General features: G+C 70.5%; 8 protein-coding genes and 1 pseudogene. 6 read left to right on the top strand and 3 right to left on the bottom strand.

Annotated features, from left to right (window positions below; all coding sequences use genetic code 11):
- Positions 1 to 665 (top strand): annotated as a pseudogene (locus HW577_RS01850) (amidase family protein); the annotation flags it as partial.
- Positions 662 to 1,630 (top strand): Bug family tripartite tricarboxylate transporter substrate binding protein, encoded by a 969-nt coding sequence (locus HW577_RS01845; RefSeq protein WP_198374344.1) that lies wholly within the window; start codon positions 662 to 664, stop codon positions 1,628 to 1,630. The pseudogene HW577_RS01850 and the gene HW577_RS01845, both read left to right, overlap by 4 nt.
- Positions 1,631 to 1,636: 6 nt before the next feature.
- On the opposite strand, the gene HW577_RS01840 is transcribed toward HW577_RS01845, so the two are convergent.
- Together HW577_RS01840 and fahA are read right to left on the bottom strand one after the other, a co-directional pair.
- A complete protein-coding gene (locus HW577_RS01840) occupies positions 1,637 to 2,425 on the bottom strand; it encodes a cyclase family protein (RefSeq protein ID WP_198374343.1) in 789 nt (262 codons plus the stop codon).
- Between the two features lie 5 nt (positions 2,426 to 2,430).
- Complete coding sequence (fahA, locus tag HW577_RS01835; protein WP_198374342.1) at positions 2,431 to 3,729, bottom strand: fumarylacetoacetase; 1,299 nt, start codon at positions 3,727 to 3,729, stop codon at positions 2,431 to 2,433.
- Between the two features lie 119 nt (positions 3,730 to 3,848).
- Here fahA and HW577_RS01830 point away from each other — a divergent pair, with 119 nt between their 5' ends.
- Genes HW577_RS01830 through HW577_RS01820 form a run of 3 tightly spaced genes read left to right on the top strand, consistent with a single transcriptional unit; the run spans position 3,849 to position 7,968 of the window.
- Entirely contained in the window at positions 3,849 to 5,327 is a 1,479-nt protein-coding gene (locus HW577_RS01830) for an NAD-dependent succinate-semialdehyde dehydrogenase (protein WP_269769490.1), read from the top strand.
- A 49-nt stretch (positions 5,328 to 5,376) separates the two neighbouring features.
- Positions 5,377 to 6,753 (top strand): glutathione-disulfide reductase, encoded by a 1,377-nt coding sequence (gene gorA / locus HW577_RS01825; protein ID WP_198374341.1) that lies wholly within the window; start codon positions 5,377 to 5,379, stop codon positions 6,751 to 6,753.
- Positions 6,754 to 7,968 carry an MFS transporter gene (locus tag HW577_RS01820; RefSeq protein WP_198374340.1) on the top strand — a complete coding sequence of 405 codons (1,215 nt, stop codon included), beginning with the start codon at positions 6,754 to 6,756 and terminating at the stop codon, positions 7,966 to 7,968.
- Positions 7,969 to 7,971: 3 nt separating this feature from the next.
- Here the strand turns inward: HW577_RS01820 and HW577_RS01815 are convergent, their stop codons facing one another.
- Complete coding sequence (locus HW577_RS01815) at positions 7,972 to 9,138, bottom strand: serine hydrolase domain-containing protein (protein ID WP_198374339.1); 1,167 nt, start codon at positions 9,136 to 9,138, stop codon at positions 7,972 to 7,974.
- Between the two features lie 112 nt (positions 9,139 to 9,250).
- Between HW577_RS01815 and HW577_RS01810 the strand changes: the two genes are divergently transcribed.
- Positions 9,251 to 10,630 (top strand): class II 3-deoxy-7-phosphoheptulonate synthase, encoded by a 1,380-nt coding sequence (locus HW577_RS01810; RefSeq protein ID WP_198374338.1) that lies wholly within the window; start codon positions 9,251 to 9,253, stop codon positions 10,628 to 10,630.
- Positions 10,631 to 10,678 lie beyond the last annotated feature (48 nt).

The raw sequence follows: 10,678 nt of genomic DNA, 5'->3' as shown, positions 1-10,678 counted from the left end.
CGCCGCCGCATCCCGGGCTGGCGGGGCCGGAGGAAGCGCCTGCGCCCAGGGCGCCGCGCGCGCTGGTGCGGCTCGGCACGCTCGGATGGGCCGAGACGCCCGAGGGGTCGCGTGCCGCCTTCGAGGCCGCGGTCGCGCGCCTGGACCGCGCCGGCGTGCGCATCCTGGACGCGGCGACCGATCCGGAGGTCGCTGCCTTGGAGGCGCTGCTGGCCGGCATCGCCGATTGGGCGACCGACCTGCTCGCCTGGGAGGCACGCTGGCCGCTCGCCACCTATCGCGCGCATGGCGCGGAGATGGTCGGGGAGCGGATCCAGGACCTGTTGGCACGCGCGGCGACGATGGATGCCGCGCGCTACCGAGCGGCGCTTGCGGCGCGGGAGAGGCTGCGCGCGGCGGTCGCCGCACTCGCGCCGCGCGCGGATGGGTTCATCCTGCTCTGCTCGAGCGGACCGGCGATCGCCGACCATGCCTTCACCGGGTCGCGCAACTTCGCGATGCCCTGGACGCTGGTGGGCGGCCCGGCCTTCGCACTGCCCCTGCTGGCGGTCGACGAACTGCCGCTTGGCCTGCAACTTGCTGGCTTCATGGACCAGGACGCGGATGCCTGCGCCGTCGCGGGCTGGCTGCGCGACACGCTGCTGCCGGAGAAAGAAGAGAGATGACGAACCGCCGCCATATCATCGCAGCCCTTCCCGCCTTGCTGGCCGCGCCTGCGCTGCGTGCGCAGCCCGCCTTTCCGACGCGCACCATCCGCCTGCTGGTCGGCTTCGCGCCGGGCGGGACGACGGATGTGGCGGCACGACTGCTCGCGCCGCGTCTGCAGGCCGCGCTCGGCCAGTCGGTCGTGGTCGAGAACCGGCCGGGCGCGGGCGGCAACATCGCGACCGAGGCGGCCGTGCGTTCGCCGGCGGACGGGCACACGCTGCTGCTCGGCACGATCGGCGGCCTCGCCGTGAACCCGACGCTGTATGGCAACCTGCCCTTCGATCCGCAGAACGACCTGACCGCCATCACGCGCGTCGCGATGATCGTCAACGTGCTCGCCGTCCCGTCGGATCGGCCGTGGCGCAGCGTGGCGGAGGTGGTCACGGCATCGCGCGCCAATTCGCTGACCTTCGGCACCTCGGGCGTCGGCGGCGCGGGGCATCTGGCCGGAGAACAGTTCAACGCCATCGCTGGCGTGCGCAATACGCATGTGCCCTATCGGGGCGGCGGGCCGCTGATCGCGGACCTGATCACCGGCAAGATGGACATCGCCTTCACGCCCTTTTCCGGCGCGCGGCCGCATGCCGAATCCGGGCGCGTGCGCCTGCTGGCGGTGACGACGGCGGCGCGCAGCCCGCTCGCGCCCGAGCTGCCGCCCATGGCCGAGACGCCGGGCCTCACGGGCTTCGACATGGCGGACTGGTCGACGCTGATGGCACCGCGCGGACTGCCTGCGCCGATCGTCGCGACGCTGAACCGGGCGGCGACGGCCGCGCTGGCCGAGCCGGAGGTGGTCCAGGCGCTCGCCCAGCGCGGCATCCAGGCGACGCCGTCCTCGCCCGAGGACTGCGCCGCCTTCATCCGGAGCGAGGCGGCGAAGTGGGCGCCGGTGGTGCGCGCTTCCGGCGCGACACCGGATTGAGAGGGCCTATTCCTCGAAGATCGCGACCGCCCGCGTCCAGCCTGCCGAGCCCCGGTGCACCTTCACCGGGAAGCAGGAGATCATGAATCCGTCGGGCGGCAGGGCCTCGAGGTTGTTCAGCTTCTCCATGTGGCAATAGGCGGTTTCGCGCCCGGCGCGATGGCCTTCCCAGATCAGGCCGACATCGCCGGTCTCGGCGACCTTCTTCTTCGTCAGGGAGAAGGGCGCGTCCCATGACCAGCCATCGGTGCCGGTGACGCGCACGCCCTGGTCGATCAGCCAGAGCGTCGCCGCCTTTCCCATGCCGCAGCCGGTGTGGATGTAGTCATCCTGCCCGTAGCGGCTGCCCGCGCGCGTGTTCACCACCACGATCTCGAGCGGCTTCAGAACATGGCCGATGCGCTCGAGTTCCTTCTGCACGTCCTCGGGCGTCGCGACGTATCCATCGGGGAGGTGGCGGAAGTCGAGCTTCACGCCTGGCTGGAAGCACCAGTCGAGCGGCACCTCGTCGATCCGCCACGATGGTTCCCCGCCCGGCACGCTGCGCTCATTCATGCGGGAGAAGAAGTGGTAGGGCGCATCGAGATGCGTGCCGTTGTGGGTGCTGATCGTCACGCGCTCCACCGCGGCGTATTCGCCTTCCGGAAGCTGCGAGACGTCGATGCCGAACTCCTTGGCCATGCCCGGCGCGGTCATGTGGTGATCGAGATACTCGATCTGCGGCAGCATGTGCGGCGGGTCGCTCGCGATGCCTGCCATGAGGGGGGAGGAGATGTCGACGATGCGGCGCGGCATGGGGTTCACTCCGTGGGCCAGGCTGGTGCGGGGGCGATTACGGCGCGGCATTCGCCGAAGCCGATCGGGACGGCGCCCGGCGCTTCGGCGCGGGCGGTGAAGATGATCTCGTCGCCATCCTGGATCCAACGGCGCGTCTCGCCGTTGTGCAGGGCGACCGGGCCGGTCAGGCCGATCTCGGCGAGGCAGGCGCGCGCCGTGTCCTCGGGGCCGGAGACGGTGCCGCTGCCGAGCAGATCACCCGGCAGCAGGTTGCAGCCGTTGGAGGCGTGATGCGCGACCATCTGCGCCGCGGTCCAGTACATGCCCGCGAATTGCGCGTCGGTCAGGGTGACGGGGGCCGCACCCTCGGCGCGCATGCGCGGCGTGAGGATCGCGGCCTTCATGCGGACGGCGAGCGCGCCGCTGCTGCGGTTCCAGGCATTGTCGAGATAGGGCAGCGCCGGCGGCTCCTGCACCGGCGGCGGCACCTCGAAGGGTGCCAGCGCCTCGGCCGTCACGATCCAGGGGGAGACGGAGGTGGAGAGACTCTTCGCCAGGAAGGGGCCGAGCGGCGGCATCTCCCAGCGCTGGATGTCGCGCGCCGACCAGTCGTTGAGCAGCCCATAGCCGAAGATGCGGTCGGGGGCGCGCGCCATCGGCACCGGCGTGCCGAGCGCATTCTCGCCCGCGATCCAGATGGCGAGCTCGAGCTCGTAGTCGAGCGCCTCGGTCGGGCCGAAATGCATCGTGCCGTCCTGGCGCGGCCACTGTCCGTTCGGGCGCGCGACCGCCTCGCCCGAGACCCGGACCGAGGAGGCGCGCGAATGGTAGGCGACCGGCAGGTGCCGGAAGGCCTGCGGCAGGGGGTTCTTCGGGTCCCGCCGCACGCCGAGCCGTGCGCAATGGTCGTAGGAGGCCATGAAGTCGGAGAAATTCGCGACCGCGGCGGGCAGGCGCATGCGCGCCTGGTCCATCGGCACCAGGATGCGCTCGGCGACCGACTGCGCCGAGGCGCCGGCGGCGAGCAGCGCGGAGACCTGCCGCCGCAGCGCCGCGGATGCCGGCCGCCCGATCGCCATCAGCCGGTTCAGCGTCGGGGCACAGGCCGCCTCTGCGGCTTCCCCGGCGATAAGCCCGGCCTCGCGCGCCGCGCGCAGGTCCAGCACGGTATCGCCGATGGCGATGCCGCCCCGCGGCGTCTCCCCCGGGCGGTCGAAGATGCCGAAGGGCAGGTTCTGTATGGGAAAGTTGGTCCCTGGAGCATTGGCCGAGGCCACCCAACTGCGCAGCGCGGGATCATGTGTCGCGTCGCGACCGGCCATCGGCACTTCCTCCTGACATTGCGGCGATCATGCCCGCGCATCTGCCCGGCGCAAGGCCATGAGGCTGACACGCGCCCCCGCCGCGCCTATCTTCCGGCGAATCAAGAGGAGGGACCGCCATGCTCGACGCCGTCGCGAAAATGCCGCTGAAGGACCCCGACCTGTTCCGCCAGGCCAATTGCATCGGCGGCGCCTGGGTGCAGGCCGACAGCGGCAAGATCATCGCCGTGCGCAATCCCGCGACCGGCGAGGTGATTGGCAATGTCCCCGCCATGGGCCAGGCCGAGACGCGCCGCGCCATCGAGGCTGCGAACGCCGCATACCCCGCCTGGCGCGCGATGCTGGCGAAGGACCGTGCCGCGATCCTGCATCGCCTGGCGCGACTGATGCATGAGAATGCCGACGACCTCGCCGCCATCATGACGGCCGAGCAGGGCAAGCCGCTTGCGGAAGCGAAGGGGGAGGTCGTCTATTCGGCGAGCTTCATCGAATGGTTCGCCGATGAAGGCCGCCGCGTCTATGGCGAGACCATCCCGCAGAACGCAAAGGGACGGCGCATTCTGGTGACGAAGGAGCCGATTGGCGTCTTCGCCGCCATCACGCCCTGGAATTTTCCAAGTGCGATGATCACCCGCAAGGCGGGCCCCGGTTGGGCCGCGGGCTGCACGGGCGTGATTCGCCCCGCGTCGCAGACGCCCTTCAGCGCGATCGCCATCGCCGTTCTTGCCGAGCGTGCCGGCATGCCGGCCGGCGTCTGCAACGTCATCACCGGGCCGAGCGGGGAGACGGGCAAGGAACTGACGGCCAATCCGATCATCCGCAAGCTGTCCTTCACCGGTTCGACAGAGGTCGGGCGCGTGCTGCTCGCGCAATGCGCGGCGACCATCAAGAAAACCTCGATGGAACTGGGCGGCAACGCGCCCTTCATCGTCTTCGACGATGCCGATCTCGACGCCGCGGTGCAGGGCGCGATGGCGTCGAAGTACCGCAACACCGGCCAGACCTGCGTCTGCGCCAACCGCATCCTGGTGCAGGAGGGCGTCTACGACGCCTTCGCGCAGAAGCTGAAGGCGGCGGTCGAGGAACTGAAGGTCGGCCCGGGCATGGAGCCCGGCATGACACAGGGGCCGCTCATCAACGCCGATGCGGTGGCGAAGGTGGAGGAACACATCGCCGACGCGCTGGCGCATGGGGCGAGCATCGTCACCGGCGGCAAGCGCCACGCCCGCGGCGGCAATTTCTTCGAGCCGACGATCCTCGCCAACGTGCCGCGCGCCGCGAAGATCTTCGGGGAGGAGACCTTCGGGCCGGTCGCGCCGCTGTTCCGCTTCAAGACCGAGGAGGAGGCCATCCGCCTCGCGAACGATACGGAATTCGGCCTCGCCGCATACTTCTACGCGCGCGATGTCGGCCGCATCTTCCGCGTCGCGGAGGCGCTGGAATACGGCATCATCGGCATCAACGAGGGCATCATCTCGACCGCGGAGGCGCCGTTTGGCGGCTTCAAGCAGTCCGGCCTCGGCCGCGAAGGGTCGAGCCACGGCATCGAGGAATATCTCGAGATGAAGTATCTCGCCCTTGGTGGCATCGGTACCTGAGTCGAACCCGGGGGGCCGCGAGGCCCCCCGAAGCTTTGCGGAGCGTTCCATGGCCTACGACTTCGATCTTTTCGTCATTGGCGGCGGCTCGGGCGGCGTTCGCTGCGGGCGGATCGCCGCGGGGCATGGCGCGCGCGTGGCCGTCGCCGAGGAACGCTTCTGGGGCGGCACCTGCGTCAATGTCGGCTGCGTGCCGAAGAAGATCATGGTGAACGCCGCCGAATACGGCGCTTGGGCTTCGGAGGCCGCCGCCTTCGGCTGGGATATCGCGGCGCATGGCCATGACTGGGCGAAGCTGGCCGCGGCGCGGGATGCAGAGGTCGCGCGGCTGTCAGGCATCTATGGAAGGCTGCTCGCCGGCGCGGGCGTCACCTCCTTCGACGCGCGCGCGATCTTCGTGGATGCGCACACGCTCGATGTCGGCGGGAAGCGCGTCACGGCCGATCGGATCGTCATCGCGACGGGCGGCACGGCGATGCGCCTGCCGATCCCCGGGGCGGAACTCGGCCTCGTCTCCGACGATTTATTCACGCTGAAGGCGCTGCCGAAGCGCGCCATCGTCATTGGCGCAGGCTACATCGCCGTCGAATTCGCGACGATCCTGAATGGCCTCGGCGCGGAGGTGGACCTGCTCTACCGCGCCGCCCTGCCGCTGCGCGGCTTCGACGAGGATGTGCGCGCCGCGGCGGCGGAAGCGCTGGCGGCGAACGGCATCCGCCTCAACCCGGATGTGACGCCGACGCGTATCGCCAAGGTGGGTGAGGGGCTGATGGTCTCCCTCTCCAACGGCTTCATGAAGGAGGCGGACGCGGTCTTCTTCTGCACCGGGCGCGCGCCGAAAACCGCCGGCCTCGGGCTGGAGAAGGCCGGCGTCGCCATCACCGCCACGGGCGCGATCCCGGTGGACGAGGAACACCGCACCAGCCAGCCCCACATCCACGCCATCGGTGACGTGATCGACCAGGTGAATCTGACGCCGATGGCGACCGCGGTCGGGCATGCGCTGGCGGACACGCTGTACGGCAACAATCCCCGCCGCGCGTCGTATGAGAACGTGCCCACCGCAGTCTTCATGTCGCCGCCGATCGGCACGGTCGGGCTGACAGAGGCCGAGGCCGCGGCGCGCGGCCCGGTGGACATCTACGTCACGCGCTTCACGCCGATGCGCCACACGATCAGCCGTCGCGATGGCCGCAAGACGCTGATGAAGCTGGTGGTCTGCCAGCGCACGCAGAAGGTCCTCGGCGCGCATATGCTGGGCGAGGATGCGGCGGAGATCATGCAGGGCATCGGCATCGCCGTGGTGATGGGCGCGACCAAGCAGGATTTCGACCGCACCATCGGCATCCATCCGACGGCGGCGGAGGAGTTCGTGACGCTGCGCACGCGCACGCGCGTCGCCGGCGTCCAGGCCGCGGCGCAGTAGATGGCCCCGGCCGCGCGGCTGATCGTCCTGTTCGCCGCGGCGGGCCACTTCGCGCACCACGTGCTCACCGGGATTTTTCTCACGCTCGCCATCGTGCTCGAGCGGGTGTGGGAGAAGCCCTATGCCGAGATCATCACGCTCTGGACCCTGGGTGCGATGCTGATAGGCCTCGGCGCGCCGGCGGCGGGTTGGCTGGCGGACCGGTTCGGCCATGCGCGCATGATGGCGGTCTTCTACGTCGGCATCGGCGCGTCCTCGGTCGTGGCGGGGCTGGTCGCCGGCCCGTCCGGCATGGCTGCGGCACTGGCCGCCATCGGCCTGTTCGGCGCGCTCTATCATCCGGTCGGCATGGCCTGGGTCTCGATGGCCGCGCCGGTGGAGATCCGCGGGCGGGTGATGGGCTGGCTCGGCATCGCTGGATCCTTCGGCGTCGCCCTGGCGGCTGCGATTGCGGGCGGCCTCGTCTCCCTCGCCGGCTGGCGCGCAGCGCTGATCGTGCCCGGCGTGCTCACCGTCGCGGGCGGTGTGATGCTGGTCATGGCGATCCTGACCGGCCGCGTCGCGAGCGCCGCCCCCGCGCGCGCCGCCCAAGCGATGGGCGCGGAGCCCGACCGTCGCGCGCCACTCGGCGTGCTGGTCGTGCTCGCCGTGACCTTCACCCTGGGCTCCATCGTCTACCAGGCCTTCCAGACAGCATTGCCGAAATGGCTGAGCGACACGCTGGCGCTCGACGCGGGGGAGGCAGCGCAACTCGGCCTGGTTGTCGGCGCGACGCTGCTGCTCGGCAGTGTCGGGCAACTGGTCGGTGGCAGGCTGGCGGACCGGCTGCCGTTCAAGTGGCTCTATGTCGCGACCTTCGTGCTGAAGCTGGTGCCGCTCGCGCTCGCCGGGATGATCGGTGGGCCGGGCGCGGTGCTGGCCGCCGCGCTCATCGGCTTCACCTTCGACATGTCGGCGCCGGTCGAGAACCTGCTTCTTGCGCGCTATTCCTCAGGACGGCGGCGGGGCCTGGCCTTCGGGATGAAGTTCGCCATGGGCTTCGCTGCGGCGCCGATCGGGGTGAACCTGGTCGCCTGGACCTACGCGGAAGGGGCTTCGGGCGCGCCGACGCTGTTCGCGATCCTCGCCGCCCTGACGGCGGCGATGCTCGCCGCGGCGCTGCTGTTGCCGCGGGAGGAGGCGGCGCGGCCACGGGCATTCGCGCCGGCGGAGTGAGACCTAGGCCAGCCCGTTTGCCCGCGCCTCGAAGCCGCGGAACAGCGCGACCGCCTCGGCGTCGAAAAAGGGCATGATCTGACTGACGAAGACGCCCGCCGTGCCGCGCCCGAAATCGATCCAGCAATAGGTATTCGCGAGCCCCGCCCAGGCGAGCGAGCCCTTCGACCGCCCCTGCGGCGTCGTCGCGCGGTTGACGAGATGCGTCAGGCTCCAGCCGCAGGGCAGGCCGGGGAAGAAATCCACATCGTTCGTCGCCGCCGGAGCCGCCGAGACCATGGGCGTGACGGACAGCGGCGCGATCTGGTCCCGCGCCATCTCGGCGAGCGTCTCCGCCTTCAGGAAGCGGTCGCGGCCAAACCGCCCCCCGTTCAGCAGCATGCGCGCGAAGCGCAGATAGTCGCGCACCGTCGAATAGAGCCCGCCGCCACCCATCTCGAATTCCGGCGCCTGCACCACCTCGAAATCCGTCGGGGCGAGCGCGCCGTCCGGTGCGCGGCTGTGGACGGAGGCCAGCCGTGCACGCATCTCGTCACTCAACCGGAACGCCGTATCCGCCATGCCGAGCGGCGCGAACAGCGTGCGCTCCAGATGCGCGCCGAGCCGCTCGCCGCTCGCCGCCTCAACCATCTTCCCCGCCCAGTCGATGCCGATGCCGTAGGTCCAGGCCTCACCTGGGTCGAACAGCAGGGGCAGGGCCAGCGCGGCATTCCGGCACGTGGTGACGGAGGGCGTGCCAGTCACTTTTCGGAAGCGCCCGATGGCCGGGCTCCACATGTCGTAGGCGAAGCCGGAGGTGTGGGTCAGCAGGTGGCGCAGCGTGACCGGGCGCCTGGGCGGGCGGGTGCGCGGCGTCCCGTCCTCGGCGAAGCCTTCCAGGACCTGCACCTTCGCGAGGTCGGTCGCCACATCCGATGCCGGCGCATCGAGCGACAGGCGCCCCTGCTCGACCAGGCGCATCGCCGCCGTCGCGGTGACCGCCTTGGTCATGGAGGCGATCCAGGCGACGCTGTCCGCGGCCATCGGTTCCGGCGCGCCGAGGCGGCGCAGGCCGTAGCCGGCGGCGAAGCCCTCCTCCTCCCGCCCGCCGAGCGCGACCGCGACGCCGGGCACTTTCCCCGCCTGCACGGCCCCCTGCATCAGGATCCCGATCGCATCCGCCATGCCCATGCCGCGCCTCCCAGGCCCATTTGCCCCGCCAGCATCGCATGGCCCCGGCGCTTCCCCCATCCCCGGCGGGGCGGCTATGCTGGGGGATCTTCTTGGAGGAGAGTGCCAGACAATGATCGCGCGAGGCTGGAGCCCGGAGTCCTGGCGGGCGATGCCGATCCGGCAAGTGCCGGACTATCCCGACCAGGCGGCGCTTGCCGCGATGGAAGGGAAGATCGCGCGATTTCCCCCGCTGGTGTTTGCAGGCGAGGCCCGGCGCCTCCGGGCGGCGCTCGCGCGTGCCGGCGATGGCGAAGCCTTCGTGCTGCAGGGCGGGGATTGCGCGGAAAGCTTCTCCGACTTCACCGCCAACGTTATCCGCGACACCTTCCGGGTGCTTCTGCAGATGGCGGTGGTCCTGACCTTCGGCGGGCAGGTGCCCGTGGTGAAGCTTGGTCGCATGGCCGGGCAGTTTGCCAAGCCGAGGTCGTCCGACACCGAGACGCGCGACGGCGTCTCGCTCCCGTCGTATCGCGGGGACATCGTCAACGGGCCCGACTTCACCGCCGAGGCCCGTATCCCCGATCCGGCGCGCATGGAATTCGCCTACATGCAGTCCGCCGGCACGATGAACCTGCTGCGTGCCTTCGCGACCGGCGGCTACGCCGACCTGCACCATGTCCATCGGTGGAACCTCGGCTTCGTCGCCCGCAGCCCGCTGGCCGAGCGCTACGCGGACCTCGCGACGCGCATCGACCAGACGCTGAACTTCATGCAGGCCTGCGGAATGTCGGACCTGCCCCAGGTGCGCGAGACGGACTTCTACACGAGCCACGAAAGCCTGCTGCTGCCCTATGAGCAGGCGCTCACGCGCATCGATTCCACCACGGGCGACGCCTATGCCTGCTCGGCCCATTTCCTCTGGATCGGCGACCGCACGCGCCAGCCGGACGGGGCGCATGTGGAATTCCTCCGCGGCGTGAAGAACCCGATCGGCATGAAGGTCGGGCCGACGATGGAGGCGGGCGAACTGGTCCGCCTGACCGAGATCCTGAACCCGGCGAACGAGAAGGGGCGGCTGACGCTCATCTCCCGCATGGGGGCGGAAAAGGTGGAAGCGAAGCTGCCGGCGCTCGTCCGCGCCGTTCGCGACGCCGGGCGCAACGTCGTCTGGCTGTGCGACCCGATGCACGGCAACACCACCACCGTCGCCGGCTACAAGACGCGTGCCTTCGACGCGATCCTCGAGGAGGTGCGCCGCTTCTTCGACGTGCATGAGGCCGAGGGCACGGTCGCCGGTGGCGTCCATGTGGAGATGACGGGGCAGGAGGTGACGGAGTGCCTCGGCGGTGCGCACCGCCTGTCCGAGGCCGACCTCTCGGCCAACTACGCCACCACCTGCGACCCGCGGCTGAATGCCGAACAGTCGCTGGAACTGGCCTTCCTGATCGCCGAGGAACTGAAGGCGCGCAAGGCCGCCGCGCAGGCCGCGCCGGCCCAGGCTGCGCAGTGAACAAGCCACCCGCGCTCGGCGCCGGCTCGCTCGGCGCCGCGCTGACCA

Source organism: Neoroseomonas rubea (assembly GCF_016106015.1).
Lineage (GTDB): Bacteria > Pseudomonadota > Alphaproteobacteria > Acetobacterales > Acetobacteraceae > Neoroseomonas > Neoroseomonas rubea.
Note: the sequence above shows the minus strand (reverse complement) of the source record. Positions and strands in the feature narration are given on the sequence as shown.

Bases quoted from the DNA above. Each gene is read 5' to 3' on its own strand.
- HW577_RS01830 (WP_269769490.1), top strand. From the start codon at position 3,849: ATGCTCGACGCCGTCGCGAAAATGCCGCTGAAGGACCCCGACCTGTTC.
- HW577_RS01820 (WP_198374340.1), top strand. From the start codon at position 6,754: ATGGCCCCGGCCGCGCGGCTGATCGTCCTGTTCGCCGCGGCGGGCCAC.
- HW577_RS01815 (WP_198374339.1), bottom strand. From the start codon at position 9,138: ATGGGCATGGCGGATGCGATCGGGATCCTGATGCAGGGGGCCGTGCAG.
- HW577_RS01810 (WP_198374338.1), top strand. From the start codon at position 9,251: ATGATCGCGCGAGGCTGGAGCCCGGAGTCCTGGCGGGCGATGCCGATC.
- gorA (WP_198374341.1), top strand. From the start codon at position 5,377: ATGGCCTACGACTTCGATCTTTTCGTCATTGGCGGCGGCTCGGGCGGC.
- HW577_RS01840 (WP_198374343.1), bottom strand. From the start codon at position 2,425: ATGCCGCGCCGCATCGTCGACATCTCCTCCCCCCTCATGGCAGGCATC.
- HW577_RS01845 (WP_198374344.1), top strand. From the start codon at position 662: ATGACGAACCGCCGCCATATCATCGCAGCCCTTCCCGCCTTGCTGGCC.
- fahA (WP_198374342.1), bottom strand. From the start codon at position 3,729: ATGGCCGGTCGCGACGCGACACATGATCCCGCGCTGCGCAGTTGGGTG.